This window comes from Polaribacter sp. HA6-7 (genome assembly GCF_055693625.1).
The window spans coordinates 1,470,733-1,490,601 of sequence record NZ_CM146338.1; the positions used below are offsets into that span (position 1 = coordinate 1,470,733).

Below are 19,869 nucleotides of genomic sequence, written 5' to 3' on the forward strand. Positions count from 1 at the left end.
TTTTTAAATATTCCGATTTGGGCTTTGTTAATTCCTAAAATCAGTAAAGAAATTACAGAAAATTAAAAAACACCTTAATTATCGCATCCTAATAGTATGAAATGATAACAGGGTCTTGCGTAATAAAATCGTTTCGACATACCTTTAAATTTGTTTTTATAAAATCGTCTTACCAAGAGTTTGGTATCTTAAAATACAAACGACACCCCGCATTTCTAAACCAATTGTTAGCAGCCTGATACCAGTTTGCTAGTAGATTTCTCCGTAAAAAGTCCATTTTTTAAAAATAACCCCTACCCGCACCCGAACAAACCCCGAATCAAACTCGAATAAACCACTATAAAAATTACATATCTGTGTCAGTAAGTATCAAGATGTGTCATAACGTGTCTTAATAGGTCAATTTTGGTCATAAAGTTTCAAAAGCGTTTACAAAACGTCAATTTGTGTCAATACGTGTCAGCAGGTGTCAAGTACTTGTTTTCGTGTGCTTTAGTCTGTATGTTTGGTTTCTATTAATCATAAAAAAAAGAAGTATGGCAACATTTGAAAAAGGCATCTTAGGCGGATTTTCTCGGAAAAGTAGGTAACGTAGTAGGCTCTAGATGGAGGGGTAAAAATGTAATGCGTAGTTTACCACAGCGTGGTAATTATACAGCAACAGAAAAACAAACAGAACAACGCCAAAAGTTTAAAACTGTAATTGGGTTTTTAAGTCCGATTGTAGAAATTTTAAATAGTTATTTTGGCAGTGCGCAAGGCGATAAATCGCGAGCCAATTTGGCAACCTCTTACCATCTTAAAAACGCAGTAATAAATACACCACAAGGTGCCGTAATGGATTACCCAAAAGTATTGATAAGTAAAGGCGATTTAAGAGGAATTGATGGCGGTACTGTGGCAGCTGCAGCAAACCAAACCCTAAATTTTAGTTGGCAAGACAATAGCGGCCAAGGCAAAGCAACCGCTACCGATACTTTAATGGTAGTGGTATATGCACCCGATCTAAATTTGTTTTATACCAACACAACTGTAGCAGATAGAAGCGCTACCACAGCCAGTGTAACATTACCCAATTTTATGGCAACTTTTAATGTAGAAATTTGGGCCTCTTTTAGCAAACCATCAACCAACTTTGCTGCGATAAGCACGTATATGGGGGCAGTTACGGTGCTGTAACATCCTGTAGGTTAAAATTTAAAACATGTGTATAAGGTGTTTGCACACAACGAGTAGCTAGTTGTGTACAAACACTTTTTTGTGTTCTTAAAAATTAGGTGTTTTTTATAAACAACCTACAAATTATGTATAAAATCTATTTACATTTTTACATTGCCCAATGCCTTGTTAATAAACAATTTATTTAACAAATGTTTTGGATACATAGGACTATGACCTAATTTAAAACTAGGTATGTTGTGCTGTTTGCGTAAACGATACATGGTGCTGCGGCTAACATTTAAATGCGCCATGGCTTGCTCTGTAGTTAGCCATACTTCATTTTCTAACAAATGTGCATCATACGCTAGATGCTTGTTTTGTACCGCAGGTTGTTGTTTTTTTTCTTTTTTCATAAGTACTTTTTCTTAGTAACCTACTCTTTTGACATAGAGTACGTTAGCCTAAATATACTTAATTTTTTTTAGTCTTGTTTTATAGGTATAAATACGGGGTTGTGTACAAAGTTAAAAGCTACCTACAATTATGCAAATACTAGAGATAGCATATCCGCTAAAAATTGTATACAATTTGGTAAAATAGCAGCGTACAAATAGTATCTAAAGAATTGATTGATTTTTGGGGTGTTTTGAAGTGAAAAACAAGTTGTGGGGAGAGCAGGATTCGAACCTGCGAAGACATAGTCAACGGAGTTACAGTCCGTCCTCGTTGGCCGCTTGAGTATCTCCCCTTTTTGTGTTATTTTAATACGATATACAGCTAGTTTTAAAGTAGCCATTATTGTAAAAAAACAACCTTGTTTTCTTAAGGTGTGCGAATATACAAAGTTTTTATAAACGACCTAAAATTTTTATAATTTTTTCAACTTAATTTTTCATTTATAAATACATAAAGCAGTTTAAGAATTTTTTAAACTAAAATTGTGGTGCCGTTTGCAGATTTATTGTTGTTTTCGTCAAAATAAAAATCAATACGACCCAAATTGATACCATAAGCACCAACCTGATTTACCAATATATTTTTATCGTCTAGGTTTTTTACCAGTGTGGGTTTCGGTAAAAAGGTATGTGTATGTCCGCCAATAATTAAATCGATGTCTTTGGTTGCTTTCGCAAGGTTTAGATCAGAAATTTTATTCGGATTATTTTTATAGTAATACCCTAAATGAGATAAACAGATAATTAAATCGCAGTTTTCTTCATTTTTAAGCTTTTTAGTAATATCCTGAGAAATTTCTACCGGATCTAAATACCCTGTTTCTTTATACATTTTTTTGCCTACCAATCCTTCAAGCTCAATACCTAAACCAAAGATTCCTATTTTAATACCATCTTTTACAATAATTTTATAAGGTTTTACATGCGTATCTAAAACGGTATTTTTAAAATCGTAATTCGCAGAGACAAAATCGAATTTAGCATTGGGCAATTGTTTGTATAAACCCTCTATAGAATTGTCAAAATCATGATTACCAATGGTTGCAACATCATATTTTAACATGCTCATTAGCTTAAACTCAAGCTCGCCACCAAAATAATTAAAATACGGTGTTCCTTGAAAAATATCACCAGCATCTAATAATAACGTGTTGTTGTTTTCCTTTCTAATTTTTTCTATCAATGTAGCTCTTCTTGCCACTCCACCTCTATTTGGGTTTCTGCTATGATCTGCATCAAAAGGTTCTATATGACTATGTGTATCGTTGGTATGTAAAATAGTAATATGACGCTTATGGTTCGTAGCAAGTGTTGGTAAAACCAAACCATCTACCATAGATAAAGCTGCAGCGCCACCTAATTGTTTTATAAAATTTCTTCTTTTCATAATTATAAAGTTACACGGTTATCTATTGCGGCTTTTATGGTATCTGTTTGTTGAAAGTAATGGATGATGGCATCTCTAACCTTATAATCTAACTTTGTAAGTTTTATAGGATTTTTAAAGAAGTTCATGCTATCGCCACCACCTTGTAAATAGTCTGATGTTAAGACATGATAGGTTTTGTTTTTATCAAAACTTTGTCCTTTAATTTTTAATTGATAACCATCTTTACGGATGTTTAATGCAACTTGTTTAGACAAAGGATGTGCACTTTTAGAAGCTATAAAATAGCTTACCAACGCTTCTATTTTAGCACCGAGATAGTTGCACAACAACCAACTCATTTTCGAAAGGCATTAAATTAAAAGCGTCTTCTTGTGTTACGTCTCCCATAGAAATATTTGCACGCAAACCACCACTGTTAAACATAGAAAAATCAATTGCTGCGTTTGTTTTATCTTTAAACATCGCATTTGCCATTTCAAAACACATATCTGCCATTAAATTCCCCAAATTGCTTTGTCTATTTTCGCTTTTTTTGGTAAAATTATAAGGCGCATAACTTAATACTTTTTCCATTTCACCAATCATTTTTCTAGTATAAGGTGCAATGATACTATCAATTGTTGCTGATGATTCTAGGGTACTATCAATCGCAATATTTTTTGCAGTAATTTTAGTAAGGTGTACTTCTGTCTTTTTACAAGCTGTAAATAACAGAAATAGACATAAAAAATGGATAAATTTCATGTAAGTAGTGTTGGTTATTTTAAAAATCTAAAATTATACTTTTTAATCAATATGTAGAATACAATTATCAAAATGTTTATGTTAAAAAATAAGAATGCTTTCTTTTAAAACATAGATAATACAAATTGAACACTTTAAATTGCTAATAGTATGTAAATGTGAAGTTTGATGCGCTTAGGCTTTAGAAAGTTAAATTATTTAAAAAGTAAACAAAATCTTTATTGTATTTTGCAATCTTAACAAACATTTTACAATTGAAGTTAGTAAGCTTTCTTTTTATATTTTTAAGTACGTTTATAAATCTTTATGGTTTTCAAAAAGTAAATAAGAACATTGATATTGCTAAGGATTCTAGCAGTTTAAGAGCAAATGATAAGATTGTTTTAGATACCGATTGGAACTTTTATTGGAATCAACTTTTAACACCGGAAAGTGTTAAATCTGCTACAATTTACAAGCAGGTTTCTCTACAAAATTGGACAAATTTTACTTTAAACAACCAAAAAAGTTTGCCTTCTTTGGGTTTTGCAACCTATACAAAAACGGTGACCATACCTAGTGATCGAGTTGCATCGTCATTATACATTCCTAAAATTTACGCTGCTTCAAAACTTTGGATTAATGGAGAATTTATTTCAGAGATAGGTACTGTGGGTTCCAATAGAATAGAAACCTTACATCGAAGATTTTCGCAAATAATAGCTTTAAATACAAACGAGTCTACTTTCGAAATCGTTTTGCAAGTTGCTAACTTTTATCACTCTAAAGGTGGTATTACAGAACCTTTAGTTATTGCACCTACAAAACAATTATTTGATAAGAAAACGAAACGTATAGTTGCCGATATGATTTTTATTGGTTGCCTTGGTTTTATAGGAGTCTTTTTCTTGTTTTTTTACCTTTGGTATTGGAGCAAAGACCAAGCGGTGTTGCATTTTGCAATAATGTGTATTGCTTTGTCTTACATGGCTTTAAGTGATCGTTATGCACCGTTTACACACCTTTTTGAAAATGCTAACTGGCTATTGTTAACTAGAATAGAATACGTTGCTTTATTTTTAGGCGGTTCTGCTGCAAGTTTGTTTTTTAATGATATTTTTAAAAAATTTAGGCATGCTATTTACGCTAAAATTATAAAAATTAGCTTTTGGACGCTTACAAGTTTGGCAATCATTTTACCGGCACCCTACTTTACATATCTCTTAATGCCATTTTTAGTTTTAATGCTTTTAAATCTAACGTATGTAGCGTTTATAATTATTAAAGTTATTTTTATAAAAAAATCTGAATCGATACTACTTTTGATAAGCATGTTATTAGGATCTGCAATTTTTATCATTCATATATTTTTCTTTATTGATGAAAATGATTTTGCCATAATTTTTGTAAACTTTGGTTATGTTGTTGCTTTTTTATTATTGTCTATGCTTTTAATGAATCGTTTTTCGATTTCTTTTAAACAGTTAGAAATTTCTAAAGAATTGGCTCTTAAACAAAAAAAGGAAATTTCGTTGCAATCAGAAAAATTATCGCAAGCCAACTTAAAGTTAGAAGAAAATTTACTGCTTTTAGAAAATTACAATACAGAGTTAGACGATTTTAATCATATTGTTTCTCACGATTTAAAATCTCCGTTAGTTTCGGTGTACTCTTTGGCTTCTTTTATAGAAGAAGATTTAAAAGACAATTTAGATGATAATACCAAGTATCATTTAAAACTTTTAAAAGATGTTGTTTCTAAAATGGAATCTTTAATCAATGGTTTATTGGCGTATTCTAAAGCCGCAAAAGGCAATAAAGTAAAAGCCTTTTTTAGCATACATCAACTATTAAACAAGGTATCTAGTGTTGTTGATAATCAGCATAAAAGTAGCATCCTTTTACCTGAAAAAGATGTAGATATTTATGCAAATGAAACAGAACTAAGTCATGTTTTTCAAAATTTAATTAGCAACTCAATTAAGCACAACGACAAAGAAAAGGCAATCATAAAGATTGATGTTAAAGAAATAACAGAAGGGTATTTGTTTAGTGTTACTGATAATGGACCCGGAATTGAAGAAAAATACCACGATAAAATCTTTAAAATCTTTAGTCAATTAAAAATTAATGAAGATGTAGAAAGTACAGGAATTGGTTTGGCTATTGTGAAAAAGATTATTACTCAGAATAAAGGAGAAATTACCATAGATTCTGATAAAGGGAAAGGGCTAACCATCAGTTTTACTTGGAAAATATAAAATACAACATCGATTGATAACTAAGGTATTTAATAGATAGCAAACATGAATTAAGTTGTATATTTGCCCTTACTTTATATAACTGTATTCTAAATAGTATTTTAAATGGAAAAGCCTTTTAAAAAATTACACAATCACTTAAAAGAAAAATTAACTTCTTTCGAAATTTCTGTACCAACAGAATTTCAAAAAGTAGCAATTCCTGCCATTAAAAGTGGCGCAAATTTATATTGTACAGCTTCAGAAAACAGTGGTAAATCAACAACATTAATACTTACAACTTTACATAAATTAAAGTGTGAAGAAGAAGGTGATGCACCAAGAGCTATTGTTTTAGTAGAAGACAACGAAAAAGCACAAGAACTGTACAATGCTTTTTTATTATATACAAGACATACAAGCTTAAGAGTTTATTTTGGTGATGAAAAAGAACATATAGACCTTTTAAAATCTGAAATTTTTGAAGGAATAGACATTCTTATTTCAACACCTAAAATTGTAAATAAATTATTATTACTAGAAGGATTAAACACAACACAAGTAAAAATTTTAAGTGTTGATGATGCTTCTTTTTTATCTCAAAAATCCCCATACACAGATATAATTTCTATTACACAAAGCATTCATAAATGTCAGTTTGTAATTTATGCTGAAAAATTAGATGCTACATTAAAACGTTTTGAAGCTAATTTTATGGAGTATTCTAAAAAAATATCTGTTTAAACCAATTGTTTGCTCATTTTGGTTAAGGCCACATCGGGTGCTGATAAGGTTCCCCAGGTAGTTTCCATTTGCTTAATTTTATCGTGCGCACCAGCTTGTTTTAAAATGCTTAACACTGCGTTGTATGCAGAATCTAAAGCACCAACAATCCATCCATGGTGAACAGAACAACATTCTCCTGCAAAATGTAAAGAACCATTAAATTCTGGCGTTAACAAGGTTGGATATAAACTTTTAAATTGGCCCGGTTTAAAAAGTGCAAAAGCACCACCATTGGCATGATTATCCCAAAACCAAGTTTTGGTAGTTTCCTCCGGTTTATAACCTGCAAAATGTTCGTAAATATCTACTTGGATACAAATACTGAATTCCTTTTAAACATTCGTTCACTCTTTCTTCATCAGAAAGGGCACCTATTCTTTCGGCATCTTGTGCCCAACAGTAAATTTGTAAAACACCACCTTCTGCATCATAGCCATAAGAAGGATATACAATTTGTCTGTTCGATTTATCTGACACTGTAACACCCAAACCTTTATCTTGTCTTTCGCCTAAAGTTGCCCAAAATTGTTTTTTAAATGTAATAAAAGCTTTAAAAGACGGCATATAATTACATTCTCTAATAGCTCTTGCTTTTGAAAAAGATAAATTATTAAAGAAATTTTCTTTTAAATCTCCGTTTAAATACGCTCCGTTTGGCAATGTTGTAATTACATACGGATACTGTTTTTCTTTAGTTTCACCATGATTTCTAATGGTCATTTTAACTCCGCCATGACCCTCGTATAAGTTTTCATCATAATTAATATGAGTAACTCTGTGTTCTAAATGCACACGTTCTTTCTTTTTAGATTTTGAACCTTGTACTGGTGCAGAAGCATCTGCAGCCGGAACTGTTTTTGGTGGTGCTGCGGCTATTGTTAAATTATCTCGGAGAGTACCCAACTTTACCATTTAAACCAGGTTTCATACCAATTAATTCTTGTGCTCTTTGTCCGTCTTCCGGTAGAATACCTTTCTCTAAATTTAAAACAGTTTTACAAGCATCAGGAAAATGTTGCATTCCTTTATCCATCGTAATCATATAAATATTTTGATCTGTGGCATCGTACGCGTTTTTGCTACCATCCCAATCATAACTTGCCAAAATAATTTCTACAAAAGATACAGAATACATGCCCGTACCAACATTTAAGGTTTCTAGATAACTGGCAATATTGTAAGGTAAATGAGCTGTTTTTTCTCCCATTGCAGGATTGTAGTATTCACCTAAATCGCCAAGTGTAAAAACATTGGTAAGATACGCCCACATAGAAAAATTGTCAAATTTCATCAATTTCTTAAATCCTTTTGAAAAAGATTGATTTATTGCCGTGATAAAAGGTTCATTCACTTTATCTAAAATTTTATTAATTGGTAAAAAAGATTCTGAACCTAGCGTTGTTTTAGTAACCCAAACCATTGGGATATCTCCGCCTTTATCTACACCAAAATTTAAAGCATTTAGATTAGAATCTTCCGCTAAAATTGGTTTTTTCATGTTGTTATAGCGCAATCTTTGTACCGGAGAATTGTAATAGAATTTTCTCCAAATTAACATGGTATCTTCTAAATCGTTTCTTTTTAGAACTGCATTTACAGACAATGCAAGTTGTTGTACCGGTAGCATATCATTAGAAAATTGTGGAATTCTCATACCACCTACTTCACCATATAATCCTGCTTTGTTTGTATCTTTTGCATCATACTTTGTAGAATACCAAGTATCTATTCTACCACCTACTCTTTCTGAGCTTTCAAATATTTCAAACTCTATATTTAAAGACTGTAGTATCAATCCGGAATATAACCCTGCAAAACCGCCACCAATAATTCCTACTAGTGGTTTGTCTGCTTTTTCAGAATTTATGTGTTCGTTAAAATGATTTGCTTTGTGTCTACTTCTATGTTCTTCGACTGTACTTTGATAATCTTTACCATAGTTTTCTATCAAAAATTCTGAAAAAGCATTTCTAACAGAATTTTCTCTTTTGTTATCAATATCGATAGATTTTGCATTGGGTCTAAAAGGTAAATAGCTCATAATTATAAATTAAAGTTTAAGTGATACAAACTTATTTATTATCCAATTTTTGCTTAAGCGTATAAATACCCGTTTATAAAATCGGTTATTAGGGTTTAGTTATCAGTATATTAAGTATTATGTTAAGTTTTGTTAAAAAAAGAATGAACATTCATTTTTTTACTATATTTGCATCGTAATTAGAAAACAATGGTAAAACTTCAGAAAAGCATAGACAAAAGAAACGCGTTAATAAAAGCCACTATAGAGTTGGTTAACAACAACGGTTTTCATGCAACACCTATGAGTAAAATAGCTAAAATGGCTAAGGTTTCTCCTGCAACGATCTACTTATATTTCGAGAATAAACAAGACTTGGTAAATAAAACGTACATAGAAGTGAAAGCAAAATATACAGATTACGCTTTCGAAAATTATAGTGCAGATATGCCTGTAGAAGAAGGATTTAAATTGATATGGCACAGAATTGCAGAGTTTAAATTGAAAGAATGTGAAAATGCAATGTTTTTAGCACAATGCGACAACACACCAATGATTGATGAGCCAAGTAGAATTGAAGGTATTAAACATTTACAGCCCCTACTCGACTTATGGACTAAAGGAAAAGAACAAAATATAATCAAACCCATGTCAGATTATTTATTGTATGCGTATGCAATAAATCCGTTATCATTTTTAATGATTTCTCAAAAAAGAGGTTCGTTCACTTTAAATGAAACGCATTTAGATGACGCCTACGAATCGGCATGGAACAGTATAAAAGTGATCAAATAAACAAATAGATATAAATTAGAATAACATGGAATTATTAGATAAATTAAATTGGAGATACGCCGCGAAAGCAATGAACGGTGAAAAAGTATCTGAAGATAAAATAGAGCGAATTTTAGAAGCTTCTAGATTAGCAGCAACATCAAGTGGTTTACAGCCTTTTGAAATTATTGTTGTAAAAAATCAAGAAATTAAAGAAAAAATTAGACCAATTGCTTGGAATCAATCTGTAATTACAGACTGTTCTCACCTTTTAGTTTTTGCTGCTTGGGACACGTATACAGAAGAAAGAATTAACTATATGTTCGATTTAACCAATGAAATTCGTGGTTTTAAAAACGAAGGATGGGAAAATTACAGACAAATGTTGTTAAGTTCTTATCCGCAAAAAGATGCAGACGAAAATTTTAATCATGCTGCAAAACAAGCATACATTGCTTTTGCACACGCAATTATTGCTGCTGCTTATGAAGGCGTAGACGCAACACCTTTAGAAGGTTTTGACCCTGCTGCAGTAGATGAAATTTTAAACTTAAATGAAAAAGGTTTAAAAAGTGCAGTTTTATTGCCTTTAGGTTATAGAAAAGAAGATGAAGATTGGTTGGTGAACTTAGTTAAAGTTAGAAAGCCAATGAAAGATTTAGTAACTGTTATAGAGTAGTAATTTAATATTACGAAGTATCAATCCAAAAAAAGAAAAATGAATAATTTCGATTTTAAAAATCCTACCAAAATTATTTTTGGTAAAGACACAATAAAAAATATCAAAGAAGAAATTCCTGCGGATGCAAAAGTATTATTGCTTTACGGAGGTGGAAGTATTAAGAAAAACGGAATCTATGAGCAAGTAAAAACTGCTTTAGCTGATGCTGATGTTACTGAGTTTGGAGGTATTCCTGCAAATCCGGAATATGCAAAGCTAATGGATGCCTTAAAAGTTATTAAAGATGAAAATATTACATATTTATTAGCTGTTGGTGGTGGTTCTGTAATAGATGGAACAAAATTTTTATCTGCTGCAGCAGTTTATGATGGCGAAACACCTTGGGATATTTTAACTAAAAATATTAGAACAGAAAAAGGAATGCCTTTTGGTACTGTTTTAACTTTACCAGCAACGGGTTCTGAAATGAATTACGGAGCTGTAATTACTAGAGAAGAAACTAAAGAAAAATTAGCCATGGGTGGTCCTGGTTTATTTCCTGTTTTTTCGATATTAGATCCTCAAGTAATAACGTCTATTCCTAAACGTCAATTAGTTAATGGTTTAACAGATGCGTTTACACATGTTTTAGAACAATACATGACGTACCCTGTTGGTGCATTATTGCAAGATAGATTTGCAGAAAGTATTTTACAGACACTGATAGAAATTGCTCCTAAGGTTTTAGAAGATCCTACAGATTACAAAGCAGCTTCTAATTTTATGTGGAGTTGTACAATGGCCTTAAATGGTTTAATTCAGAAAGGTGTGCCAACAGATTGGGCAGTTCATGCAATTGGTCATGAGCTTACAGCTTTATTTGGTATAGATCATGCACGTACGTTAGCAGTTATTGCACCTAGCCATTACAAGTTTAACTTTGAAGATAAAAAAGAAAAGTTAGCACAATATGCAGAAAGAATTTGGGGAATTAATAAAGGTAGTACAGATGATAAAGCATATGAAGCAATTACTAAAACAGAAGCATTTTTTAATAATTTAGGTATCGATACAAAACTATCTGATTATACAAAAGAGTATGAAGGTACTGCAGAAAAAATTGCGCAACGTTTTACAGATCGTGGTTGGACAGGTTTAGGAGAACATCAAACATTGTCTCCGAGAAGAGTTGAAAAAATTGTAAAAATGGCTTATTAATATGAAATTACTAAAAACTATTGCCATCGCGTTAACTATTGTTACGGCATCAAGTTGTAAAGATAAAATATCAAAAAAAACTTCAGAAAATGATTCTGAAACATCAATAAAAACTAAAATAAATAAAAATATGAACGTATTATTTGTACTTACATCTCACGACAAATTAGGAAATACAGGAAAAAAACAGGATTTTGGGTAGAAGAATTTGCAAACCCATATTATACATTATTAGATAAAGGTGCTAACATTACAATTGCAACACCAAACGGAGGAGCTGCACCAATAGATCCAAGTAGTGATGCACCAGATGCTGCTACAGAAGACACTGATAGATTTAACAAAGACGAAGAAGCAAAAGCTAAAATAGCGAATACTAAAAAGTTGTCTGATATGAATGCAGATGATTTTGATGCAGTATTTTATCCTGGTGGTCACGGACCATTATGGGATTTAGCAAATGATGCAACTTCAATTGCTTTGATAGAGAAGTTTAATTCTCAAGAAAAACCTGTAGCATTTGTATGCCACGCTCCTGCTGCTTTAAAAAGCGTAAAAGGAACAGACGGAGAACCACTTGTTAAAGGAAAAAAAGTAACTGGTTTTACAAATACTGAAGAAGATGCTGTAGGATTAACTTCTGTGGTACCATTTTTAGTTGAAGATATGCTAAGTGCAAATGGCGGAATCTATTCTAAAAAAGAAGATTGGGCTGCTTATGCAATTCAAGACGGTAATTTAATTACAGGTCAAAACCCAGCTTCTTCTGAGTTAGTAGCAGAAAAATTATTAGAAAGTTTAAAATAATTTAAACTAAAATAAATTATAAAGGTTGCCATTTAATGGCAACCTTTTTTTATGCAATTATTTTCAATAAAATAGTTCAAAAAACTATCTTCGCGCCATGTGGATGTATTTAGGTTTATTGGCTGCACTTTTCTTAGGATTACATAATTTATGTAAAAAACATGCAGTACAAGGTAATGAGGTTTTTCCGGTATTATTTGGTACAATAGCTTCCGGTTTTTTAGTGCTTTTACCTTTTTATTTTATGTCAATCTTTTACCCCGATTACACAAAAGAAATTGGTTTTTACATCACTTTAATTCCGCTAAAAACTCATGGATTTATTTTTATAAAATCGATGATTATGGCCGCCTCATGGGTATTGGCATATCAAGCATTAAAATTTTTACCAATAACAATTGTTGCACCTATTAGATCTGCAGGACCTTTTTTTACTTTTATTGGCGCTATATTAATTTATAAAGAACAACCTACTTTTTTACAATGGATTGGCTTTTTTTAATTATATTTTCTGTAATTCTTTATTCTAGAGTTGGTAAAAAAGAAGGAATTATTTTTAAAAAGAACAAATGGATATTTGCTATTATTGGTGCTACTTTTTTAGGCGCTTCGAGTGGTTTGTATGACAAGTTTTTAATTCAGAGTTTGTTATTGAATCCGCAGACATTGCAATTACGGTTTTGTTTTTACACGGTGTTTATTTTATTGATAATTTTAGCGGTAACTTGGTTTCCGTATTCCGAAAAAAGAAAAGCGTTTAAATTTAGATATACAATTATTGGTGTTGGTATTTTATTACAAGCTGCAGATTATTTTTATTTTAAAGCTTTACAAGATCCAGAAGCTTTGATAATGCTTTTATCAGCAATTAAAAGAAGTCAGTTAATTATTGCGGTTGTTATTGGAGGTATTTTATTCAAAGAAAAAAATAAACGTAAAAAACTAGTGCCTTTAGCGGGAATTATGATTGGTGTTTTCTTGATATTATATGCCGCAGGATTTTAAAAATTTATACCTTCTACTCCATTAGGATTAATACTAAGAAGCTTATCTTTGTATCTAATTTTAAGTATTAAAAAAGTGGATCAAATAAAAGAATACATCAATCAAATTGCAGACATTTCTGATAAAGATTGGAACTTCTTTACCTCTAAATTACAGCGAAGAGTAATTCCGAAGAAAACCACTTTTTAAAAATCAACGAAATAGAAAATCATATTTCTTTTATAGAATCTGGTGTTGTTAGGTTATTTATTCCCAAAGAAAATCCAGAAAAAGAAATTACATTTGGTTTTAGTTTTAAAAATCAGTTTGTAAGTGCTTATGATTCTTTTTTAACACAAAGGCCTTCTTTATATCAATTACAAACGCTTACAAAAACTACAATTTTAAGCATTACGTATAAAGATTTACAAGAAGTTTATAAAACGACACAAATTGGTAATTTAATTGGTAGGTTAACAGCAGAAAGACTTTTTTAATAAAATCTAAAAGAGAACAAAATTTGCTAAACTTAACGGCAGAAGAACGTTATTTACAGCTTTTTAAAGAAAGACCAGAGTTGTTAAAAGTAATACCATTAAAATATATTAGTTCTTACATTGGGGTAACAGCGCAAGCCCTTAGTAGAATAAGAAAAAGAGTGTAATTTTTATTGATTTGGGTTCATTGTTTTGCTTTTGATATCAATTTATCTTTGCAAAAAAACATTAATGATTATAGTTTTATTTGTAGTAATTCTTTGGTACGGAGGCTTATTTTTTCAGTCTTTCTTTTTACATCGGTACGCTGCACATCAGGTTTTTACAATGTCTAAAACCATGGAGCGTGTTACGTTTGTTTTAACTTGGTTTTTTCAAGGTTCTAGTTATTTAAGCGCTTATGGTTATGGTATAATGCATCGAATGCATCATGCATATACAGACACAGAAAAAGATCCGCACTCACCGTCTTATGATTCTAATTTATTTGCAATGATGTGGAAAACTAAAACGATTTATCAGCAAATAAATCAACAAAAAATACCAGTAGATAGTAAGTTTACCAAGAACGTACCACAATGGAAAAGCTTTGATAGCTTTGCAAGTTCTCGTTTTTCTAGATTACTTTGGATTGCTTTTTACATCTTATTTTTTGCTTATTTTACAACTGCATTATGGCAATGGTTTTTATTACCAATTGCACTTTTAATGGCACCAATTCACGGAGTTATTATCAATTGGTTTGGTCATATTTATGGATACGTAAATTATAAAATGACAAATACGAGTAAAAATCTATTTCCTTTTGATTTTTTAATGATGGGAGAAGGATATCATAACAATCATCATAAACATGCTAGTAGTGCAAATTTTGGTGTAAAGTGGCACGAAATTGATGTAACATATCAAATTATTAAAGTATTAGATTTTTTAGGCTTTATAAAATTAAAACCTATTTCAATCCAAAAATAACACTTCTTTATAATATCAATAAAAGTTGTAATTCTTTAAAGAATTACAACTTTTTAGTTTAAAAATGTTAAAATCTGTTAAACAATCCTTAATATTTAGGTGTAAAAGACACTAAAGAATGCATTATATATAGAAAACTATATATTTAAACATAATTATTTAAATTAACCAAACTTAACTATTATGTTTAATAAAAAACGAGCATCTCTCTTTTTGATAGGGATGACAATTTGTTTTACTACGTTACAAATTTCGGCACAATCCGATTATAGTAATTACAGTAAACTTACTCAAAAAATCAAAACACTTCAAAAATCGAATGCTGCTAATACTAAATTAGAAGCATTAACCACTACAATTGGTGGGCATAAGATTTGGGCATTAACATTATCTAAAGGCAATGCAGAAAATAAACCAGCAATTGCAATTGTAAGTGGTGTAGATGGTTCTCATATTTTAGGACCAGAAATGGCTGTTAATATTGCAGATAACATTTTAAAAAATCATGCAAATGTTTTAGAAAAAACTACTTTTTACATTTTTCCGAACATGAGTCCGAATGCTACAGAAAACTATTTTTCGTCTTTAAAACATTATAAAAATGGTAATGCTAAAAAGACAGATGATGATAGAGACGGTGCTGTAAATGAAGATTCTTTTGACGATTTAAATAATGATGGTTTGATAACCATGATGCGTGTAGAAGATATTACAGGCGATTACACAACATTAAAAGAAGATGACAGAGTTCTTGTAAAAGCAGATATTAATAAAGGCGAAAAAGGAACTTATAAATTGTTAAGTGAAGGAATTGATAATGATAAAGATGGTGCTTTTAATGAAGACGGTAAAGGCGGAATTTTATTCAATAAAAATTTTAGCTATAATTATCAATATTTTACACCTGGTGCCGGAGAACATCCTGTTTCTGAAAAAGAAAATAGAGATTTACTTTCTTTTTTATACGATCGATGGAATATTTTTGCCATTGTAACATTAGGGCGAGAAAACAATTTATCTACACCTTTAAAATATAGTGCCTCTGGTGCCAAAAAACGAGTTGTAACTAGTGTTTTAAAACAAGATGCAGCTTTAAATAAGTTTTTATCAGATAAGTATAATAAAATTATTAAAGCTAAAAATGCTCCTAGTTCTAAAGGCAAAGGTGGTGATTTTTTCCAATGGTCTTACTTTCATTTTGGTAAACTAGCATTGTCAACTCCGGGTTGGTGGGTGCCTCAAGTAAAAGATTCTGCTAAAAAAGCATCAAAAAATAAAGTAGTAAATTACTTAAGATGGGCAGAAAAAGAAAATGTTAAAAATGCATTTGTAGATTGGACAAGGGTTTCTCATCCAGATTTTCCTAATAAAAAAGTAGAAGTTGGTGGTATTGCTCCTTATAAAATGATAAATCCGCCCTATAAATTAGTGGCAGATATTAGTAAAAAGCATACAGATTTTATTATAGAATTGGCAAAAATGCAACCTAATATTACACTTCAAAATTTAACATCAGAAGCTGTAGGAAACGGAATTACAAGAATTTCTGTAGACGTACACAATAGCGGTTTATTACCAACACATACAGAAATGGGTAAAAGATCTAGATGGTTAAGAAAAATTAAAGTCGCCATAGGTTTAAAAAAGAATCAAGAAATTATTAGCGGTAAAGAAATTACATTATTAAATAGTATAGATGGTGACAGTTTTGTAAAATTTTCTTGGTTAATAAAAGGGAATGGTAGTGTAACATTAGAAGCAGGAACATCGCATACAGGCTTAGATTCTGCAACAATAAAATTGAAATAAATAAAAATTAGAAAAGATGAAATTCAATAGAAATATATTAAAATCATTGTTGCTATTATTTTTATTTCCATTAGCAATTGGTGCACAAAATAGTTCAGAAGTTTTTAGAGCTGCGGGTTCACCTCATAATCCAAAAGTTCAAATTTCTTTTAATAGATATTATACATCAGAAGGTTTAGCTGCTCTAAGTAAAAAAATTGCTGATGCGCATCCTAATTTAGTAAAAAGGCAATCAATTGGTAAATCTGCTTTAGGTAAAGATATTTGGATGTTAGCAATTACAAATTATAAAGAAGGAAAAGCAGATAGAAAACCTGGTTTTTATTTAGACGGAAACATCCATTCAAATGAAATTCAAGGAGGAGAAATAAGTATTTACACTGCTTGGTATTTAACAGAAAATTTTAATGATAACGAGTACATAACAAATATGTTAAATGATCGTATATTTTATATTGTACCAACTATAAATCCAGATGCAAGAAACGACTTTATGAAAGAAGCAAATACCGGAAGTAGCCCAAGATCTGGTATGATTCCTTTGGATGATGATAGAGATGGTAAGTTTGATGAAGATGGTTATGATGATATTGATGGTGATGGTTCTATTACTAGAATGAGAAGAAAAAGTGATGATGGTAATTATATTGTAGATCCTTTAGATCCTAGAAAAATGATTGCAATTGGGCCAGATGATGTAGTTACAACTCAGCGATATGAATACCTTGGTAATGAAGGAATTGATAATGATGGTGACGGAAGAATAAATGAAGATACACATGGTTATTACGATCCAAATAGAGATTGGGGTTGGAAATGGCAACCAGATTATATTCAGCGTGGTGCTTACAAGCATCCTTTTTCGTTACCGAAACAAGAGCCGTTGCAGATTTTGTTTTAGCGCATCCTAATATTGCAGGTGCACAAAGTTTTCATAACTCCGGCGGAATGATTTTAAGAGGTCCTGGTGCACAAGAGGATTTAGCAACATACAACAGACAAGACATAAGAATTTATGATGCTATTGGTAAAAAAGGAGAAAAAATGTTACCTGGTTATCGTTATTTAACTGTGTATAAAGACTTATACTCGGTATTTGGTGGCGAATTAGATTGGTTTTATGGTAGTAGAGGAATTTACACTTTTACAAATGAGATTTTTACTTCTTTTGCGTACTATAAAAAACGAGGAAGAGATAGAAATCAAACTTATGATTTTGATAAAGAGTTGTTAATGGGAGATGCTTTTACACCATGGAAGGAATACGATCATCCTACTTATGGTAAAATAGAAGTTGGTGGCTTTAAAAAGAATTTTGGTAGAGCAACACCTGGTTTTATGTTAGAAGAAGAAGCACATAGAAACATGGCATTTACATTTTACCATGCACAACATATGCCTAATTTATCAATTTCTAATATATCTGAAAAGAAAATTAGTGGTGGTTTAAAAGAAATTACAGCTACAATTAAAAATGATAGATTAATGCCAACGCATGCTAGTCAAGATTTAAAATACAATATTACAAGACCAGATTATATATCAATTTCTGGTGTAAAAGTAATTGCAGGTATGTTGGTTTCTAACGAAGATTTTAACGTCAATAAAGAACAAAAGGTAAATCCGGCTAAATTAAGAGTAAGAAATATACCCGGTAACGGCGTTGTTAAAGTACGATGGATTGTAAAAGGAAATTCTAAATTTACAATTACGGTAGACAGTGCAAAAGGAGGTTTACTAAGTAAATCAAATAAGTAAAGTTTATTTTTTAAACTTAAAAAGCCCATCTTTTAAGATGGGCTTTTTTATGTTTAATGCCTAAAAAAATGTTTTACCAATCGATAGGAAAATAATCTTTTAAGAACTTACCGCACCAATGCTTTCCTGTATTTATTCCGTCAATTAACGGATCCATAACTCTTGCAGCACCATCAACAATGTCTAGTGGTGGTTGAAAATCGTGAATTTCTGTTTTCTTTTTTGATAATTCTGCCGGATCTTCATCTGTAACCCAACCTGTATCTACAGCGTTCATATAAATACCAGATTTAGCAAATGTAGATGCAGAAGTGTGCGTTAACATATTTAATGCAGCTTTTGCCATGTTTGTATGCGGATGTCTATCTTCCTTTTTAAATCGATGAAACTTCCCTTCCATTGCCGTTACATTAATTATATGTTTTTTACCCGTATTTTCTTTCATCATTAAAGATGATAATCGGTTGCATAAAACAAAAGGAGCTACAGCATTTACCAACTGAACTTCTACCATTTCAGTTGTTTCAATTTCACCCAATCTTAAACGCCAACTATTGGTTTTTCTTAAATCTACTTGTTGTAAATCTGCATCTAATTTTCCTTCAGGAAAAACTTCTGCTGCTTGTAAAGAATTATCGAAACTATACGGTATTTGAGATAATTCTGCAGAATTACGCAAACCAATTCCTGGTTCTCGGACCATGCCATGTTACGGGTAAAACGTTATTTTTACTCGTTTTGTTTGTAGAAACACTTAAGCTAGACAATTCCTCTAAACATGCTTCATGATCTTTTAGCAGCGTTTGTGCTAATTTAGGTAATTGATCCACGGGCTTTTTTCATTTTCCATTAAATGGTAATAAAAACCGAAGGTCTTCTTACGGTTTGAGCCGCGTTGTTAATTAATATATCTAAACGATCGTATTTCTGTTCTATATAGTTACAAAAGATTTCTACACTCGGTATGTGTCTTAAATCTAAGCCATGAATATGTAAACGATGGCTCCAATCTTTATAATCTTCTTCTTTAGAAAAACGGATTGCAGAATCTGCAGGAAATCTAGTAGTTGCAACAACTGTTGCACCAGATCTTAATAACATTAAGGTTATATGATATCCAATTTTTAAACGAGAACCTGTAATAACAGCAACTTGGTCTTTTAAATCTGTAGTTTGAAAACGTTTAGCATAGTTTAAATCGCCACAATCTGTACACATTGTGTCGTAAAAGTGATGCAATTTAGTATACACTGTTTTACATACGTAACAGTTTCTTGGTGACTCTAATTCTGAGTCTCTTTTTCTATTTGAGCTGCACCTAATAATTTAGGAGCAACAAATAATGCAGCTTCTCTAGCAGACCTTATTCCGGTAGATTTTCTAGCATGTTTATCACTTTCAATTTTTTTACGTTTAGCAGCTTTTTTTGCATCTTTTCGTCTTCGCTGAAACTCGTCTCTATTGGGTCTAGACAATTCACCAGCAACCTTAAAAAGAGCAATTCTTTGTGCTTCGGTAATTCGAAAAGTTGATTTGTATCTTTTAATAAATTCTGAATAGTTTCTATACAAACAGCAACTTCTTTATTCTCTTTAATTTCTTTGCTCATAAAAT

The 19,869-nt window shown here is 31.3% G+C and carries 16 protein-coding genes, 1 tRNA gene and 5 pseudogenes; 13 read left to right on the forward strand and 9 right to left on the reverse strand.

Annotated features, from left to right (window positions below; genetic code table 11):
• Positions 1-585 precede the first annotated feature (585 nt).
• A pseudogene (locus ACZ1HD_RS08080) lies at positions 586-1,179 on the forward strand (DUF6266 family protein); the annotation flags it as partial.
• Positions 1,180-1,319: 140 nt separating this feature from the next.
• Here ACZ1HD_RS08080 and ACZ1HD_RS08085 read toward each other — a convergent pair.
• The 5 genes from ACZ1HD_RS08085 to ACZ1HD_RS08105 form a co-directional block, all read right to left on the reverse strand.
• On the reverse strand, positions 1,320-1,574 hold the full coding sequence (locus tag ACZ1HD_RS08085) for a helix-turn-helix domain-containing protein (protein WP_079738828.1): 255 nt from the start codon (positions 1,572-1,574) through the stop codon (positions 1,320-1,322).
• Between the two features lie 253 nt (positions 1,575-1,827).
• A tRNA-Tyr gene (locus ACZ1HD_RS08090) sits at positions 1,828-1,909 on the reverse strand.
• A gap of 179 nt (positions 1,910-2,088) precedes the next feature.
• Positions 2,089-3,003, reverse strand: a complete 915-nt coding sequence (locus tag ACZ1HD_RS08095; RefSeq protein WP_472689147.1) for a bifunctional metallophosphatase/5'-nucleotidase — start codon at positions 3,001-3,003, stop codon at positions 2,089-2,091.
• Positions 3,004-3,005: 2 nt separating this feature from the next.
• Positions 3,006-3,332, reverse strand: coding sequence for a 5'-nucleotidase C-terminal domain-containing protein (locus ACZ1HD_RS08100; RefSeq protein WP_472689148.1), 327 nt, complete (start codon positions 3,330-3,332; stop codon positions 3,006-3,008).
• On the reverse strand, positions 3,310-3,750 hold the full coding sequence (locus ACZ1HD_RS08105) for a 5'-nucleotidase C-terminal domain-containing protein (RefSeq protein WP_472689149.1): 441 nt from the start codon (positions 3,748-3,750) through the stop codon (positions 3,310-3,312). Before ACZ1HD_RS08105 ends, ACZ1HD_RS08100 begins: the two co-directional genes overlap by 23 nt.
• Before the next feature lie 254 nt (positions 3,751-4,004).
• On the opposite strand from ACZ1HD_RS08105, the gene ACZ1HD_RS08110 reads away from it, so the two are divergent.
• Positions 4,005-5,990, forward strand: a complete 1,986-nt coding sequence (locus ACZ1HD_RS08110) for a sensor histidine kinase (protein ID WP_472689150.1) — start codon at positions 4,005-4,007, stop codon at positions 5,988-5,990.
• 105 nt (positions 5,991-6,095) lie between these two features.
• Entirely contained in the window at positions 6,096-6,713 is a 618-nt protein-coding gene (locus ACZ1HD_RS08115; RefSeq protein ID WP_077809286.1) for a DEAD/DEAH box helicase, read from the forward strand.
• On the opposite strand, the gene ACZ1HD_RS08120 is transcribed toward ACZ1HD_RS08115, so the two are convergent.
• The 3 genes from ACZ1HD_RS08120 to ACZ1HD_RS08130 form a co-directional block, all read right to left on the reverse strand.
• A complete protein-coding gene (locus tag ACZ1HD_RS08120) occupies positions 6,710-6,931 on the reverse strand; it encodes a hypothetical protein (protein WP_472689151.1) in 222 nt (73 codons plus the stop codon). The genes ACZ1HD_RS08115 and ACZ1HD_RS08120 overlap by 4 nt on opposite strands.
• Positions 6,932-7,031: 100 nt before the next feature.
• Positions 7,032-7,658, reverse strand: a complete 627-nt coding sequence (locus ACZ1HD_RS08125; protein ID WP_472689152.1) for an FAD-dependent oxidoreductase — start codon at positions 7,656-7,658, stop codon at positions 7,032-7,034.
• Positions 7,639-8,796: an FAD-dependent oxidoreductase gene (locus ACZ1HD_RS08130; RefSeq protein WP_472689153.1), complete on the reverse strand. Its 1,158-nt coding sequence runs from the start codon at positions 8,794-8,796 to the stop codon at positions 7,639-7,641. Before ACZ1HD_RS08130 ends, ACZ1HD_RS08125 begins: the two co-directional genes overlap by 20 nt.
• Before the next feature lie 189 nt (positions 8,797-8,985).
• Here ACZ1HD_RS08130 and ACZ1HD_RS08135 point away from each other — a divergent pair, with 189 nt between their 5' ends.
• From ACZ1HD_RS08135 to ACZ1HD_RS08180, 10 genes and pseudogenes are all read left to right on the forward strand, one after another.
• Positions 8,986-9,570 carry a TetR/AcrR family transcriptional regulator gene (locus ACZ1HD_RS08135; RefSeq protein WP_375241052.1) on the forward strand — a complete coding sequence of 195 codons (585 nt, stop codon included), beginning with the start codon at positions 8,986-8,988 and terminating at the stop codon, positions 9,568-9,570.
• Between the two features lie 25 nt (positions 9,571-9,595).
• A complete protein-coding gene (locus tag ACZ1HD_RS08140; RefSeq protein ID WP_077809289.1) occupies positions 9,596-10,228 on the forward strand; it encodes a nitroreductase family protein in 633 nt (210 codons plus the stop codon).
• Between the two features lie 39 nt (positions 10,229-10,267).
• Positions 10,268-11,428, forward strand: a complete 1,161-nt coding sequence (locus ACZ1HD_RS08145; protein ID WP_472689154.1) for an iron-containing alcohol dehydrogenase — start codon at positions 10,268-10,270, stop codon at positions 11,426-11,428.
• A 1-nt stretch (position 11,429) separates the two neighbouring features.
• Positions 11,430-12,235 (forward strand): annotated as a pseudogene (locus ACZ1HD_RS08150) (type 1 glutamine amidotransferase domain-containing protein).
• 97 nt (positions 12,236-12,332) lie between these two features.
• Positions 12,333-13,240, forward strand: a pseudogene (locus ACZ1HD_RS08155) (EamA family transporter).
• A gap of 75 nt (positions 13,241-13,315) precedes the next feature.
• Positions 13,316-13,883 (forward strand): annotated as a pseudogene (locus ACZ1HD_RS08160) (Crp/Fnr family transcriptional regulator).
• Between the two features lie 64 nt (positions 13,884-13,947).
• The gene (locus ACZ1HD_RS08165) at positions 13,948-14,688 is read left to right on the forward strand and encodes an acyl-CoA desaturase (RefSeq protein ID WP_472689155.1); all 741 of its coding nucleotides are present in this window, start codon (positions 13,948-13,950) and stop codon (positions 14,686-14,688) included.
• Positions 14,689-14,910: 222 nt separating this feature from the next.
• Positions 14,911-16,497 (forward strand): M14 family metallopeptidase, encoded by a 1,587-nt coding sequence (locus ACZ1HD_RS08170; RefSeq protein ID WP_472689156.1) that lies wholly within the window; start codon positions 14,911-14,913, stop codon positions 16,495-16,497.
• 16 nt (positions 16,498-16,513) lie between these two features.
• Positions 16,514-17,398 carry a M14 family zinc carboxypeptidase gene (locus ACZ1HD_RS08175; RefSeq protein ID WP_472689157.1) on the forward strand — a complete coding sequence of 295 codons (885 nt, stop codon included), beginning with the start codon at positions 16,514-16,516 and terminating at the stop codon, positions 17,396-17,398.
• A complete protein-coding gene (locus tag ACZ1HD_RS08180; protein ID WP_472689158.1) occupies positions 17,314-18,255 on the forward strand; it encodes a M14 family zinc carboxypeptidase in 942 nt (313 codons plus the stop codon). The genes ACZ1HD_RS08175 and ACZ1HD_RS08180 overlap by 85 nt, the downstream gene beginning before the upstream one ends.
• A 73-nt stretch (positions 18,256-18,328) precedes the next feature.
• Here ACZ1HD_RS08180 and ACZ1HD_RS08185 read toward each other — a convergent pair.
• Positions 18,329-19,864: pseudogene (locus ACZ1HD_RS08185) on the reverse strand (SDR family NAD(P)-dependent oxidoreductase).
• Between the last annotated feature and the right edge of the window lie 5 nt (positions 19,865-19,869).

Excerpts from the sequence above, each read along its gene's own strand:
- ACZ1HD_RS08085 (WP_079738828.1), bottom strand. The coding sequence starts at position 1,574 with ATGAAAAAAGAAAAAAAACAACAACCTGCGGTACAAAACAAGCATCTA.
- ACZ1HD_RS08095 (WP_472689147.1), bottom strand. The coding sequence starts at position 3,003 with ATGAAAAGAAGAAATTTTATAAAACAATTAGGTGGCGCTGCAGCTTTA.
- ACZ1HD_RS08105 (WP_472689149.1), bottom strand. The coding sequence starts at position 3,750 with ATGAAATTTATCCATTTTTTATGTCTATTTCTGTTATTTACAGCTTGT.
- ACZ1HD_RS08115 (WP_077809286.1), top strand. The coding sequence starts at position 6,096 with ATGGAAAAGCCTTTTAAAAAATTACACAATCACTTAAAAGAAAAATTA.
- ACZ1HD_RS08130 (WP_472689153.1), bottom strand. The coding sequence starts at position 8,796 with ATGAGCTATTTACCTTTTAGACCCAATGCAAAATCTATCGATATTGAT.
- ACZ1HD_RS08135 (WP_375241052.1), top strand. The coding sequence starts at position 8,986 with ATGGTAAAACTTCAGAAAAGCATAGACAAAAGAAACGCGTTAATAAAA.
- ACZ1HD_RS08140 (WP_077809289.1), top strand. The coding sequence starts at position 9,596 with ATGGAATTATTAGATAAATTAAATTGGAGATACGCCGCGAAAGCAATG.
- ACZ1HD_RS08145 (WP_472689154.1), top strand. The coding sequence starts at position 10,268 with ATGAATAATTTCGATTTTAAAAATCCTACCAAAATTATTTTTGGTAAA.
- ACZ1HD_RS08165 (WP_472689155.1), top strand. The coding sequence starts at position 13,948 with ATGATTATAGTTTTATTTGTAGTAATTCTTTGGTACGGAGGCTTATTT.
- ACZ1HD_RS08170 (WP_472689156.1), top strand. The coding sequence starts at position 14,911 with ATGACAATTTGTTTTACTACGTTACAAATTTCGGCACAATCCGATTAT.
- ACZ1HD_RS08175 (WP_472689157.1), top strand. The coding sequence starts at position 16,514 with ATGAAATTCAATAGAAATATATTAAAATCATTGTTGCTATTATTTTTA.
- ACZ1HD_RS08180 (WP_472689158.1), top strand. The coding sequence starts at position 17,314 with ATGGCAACCAGATTATATTCAGCGTGGTGCTTACAAGCATCCTTTTTC.